General features: G+C 58.0%; 1 pseudogene. It reads left to right on the forward strand.

Features of this window, described 5'->3' with window-relative positions:
• Positions 1–661 precede the first annotated feature (661 nt).
• A pseudogene (locus FJ958_RS31410) lies at positions 662–1,161 on the forward strand (nucleotidyltransferase domain-containing protein); the annotation flags it as partial.
• Positions 1,162–1,237 lie beyond the last annotated feature (76 nt).

Genomic DNA, 1,237 nt, shown 5'->3' on the forward strand with positions numbered 1-1,237 from the left:
GCCGCCCCGCCATTGCCGAAGCCGCCCGACGGCGCTCCAGAAACGGGCGGGGAACTCGGCAGCTGCTGCGCCAGCGCGACTATGCCTGCACTTCCGCTAATATAAGAAACAACAGAAATATCCGCGCCGAATACACCAGCGGCAAGCACCGCCGCGCCAACAAGCAACCGTTTCATGAGTCCCCCCGAGCCAATTGCTTATCGATACTCGCCTGAATATTTACCGATACGACACGAGCTCTCCACAATTCGCCTTTCCACAGAATTATTTGCAAGATCGTAAGGGCCAGATCGGCGGTTCAAGGACCGAGGTTCGACCAAGGCAGGTTCAGGGAGCGCGCTTCCCATCGCCGGAAAGTCTGAAGCCATGTCCGGTCTGGTCCGGTTTGTGAACAGGGCGCAAGGACATGTCTCTGCAAGCCGTAGGGTTAGTGGCACCGCGCGGTAGCGGTCGCACGAAGCCTTCCATCGGTGCACTACCGCATACGTACTCCAACGGGTGGGCAATTGATGCTATTGCAACCGGCAATGTTGTGCGACACAACCCAAGCAGGCATGGTCCCTGTTCGATGAGGGTGACCGTCTTCTCTTAACCGCGCAGCGATGGCAGAAGCGTTATAACCGTCGCCTACTGTCGATCCGGATTGCAATACTCACCGATGATGAAGACTAGCATTGACCATCTGCCGGAGAAAAGCAGCGGGAGCTTGGCCGAATCATGGAGCTCCTCCATGAGGAGTTCGACGATGCCATTGCGGACGGTGCGACCGAATTCAAGAAGAAGGGCCGGATCCTCAAGATGATCCTGTTCGGCTCTTATGCCCGTGGCGATTGGGTCGACGAGCCGCATACGATGAAGGGCTACCGGTCGGACTACGACCTGCTGATCGTCGTCAACAACCGCAAGCTCGCCGACTTCGCGTACTGGTACAAGGCAAAGGATCGCCTCATCCGCGATCGGGGTATAGATACGCCGACCAACTTCATCGTGCATTCACGCCGCGAGGTGAACACGGCGCTGCGCGAGGGGCAGTATTTCTTCACCGATATCCGCCGCGAAGGGATCGTGCTTTACGAGCTGGACGACGAGCCGCTCGCCGAGCCGAAGGCGATAACGCCCGCGGCAGCTTATAAGTTTGCCGAAGAGTATTTCGATGACCGGTAAGCGCTGTTCCGGCGGCACCTTTCGGAGGTCGGCCTGAGCGAGGATGTTGGAGCCTTTGAGGGCTTCGACACAT

Source organism: Mesorhizobium sp. B2-3-5, assembly GCF_006442395.1.
GTDB lineage: Bacteria > Pseudomonadota > Alphaproteobacteria > Rhizobiales > Rhizobiaceae > Mesorhizobium.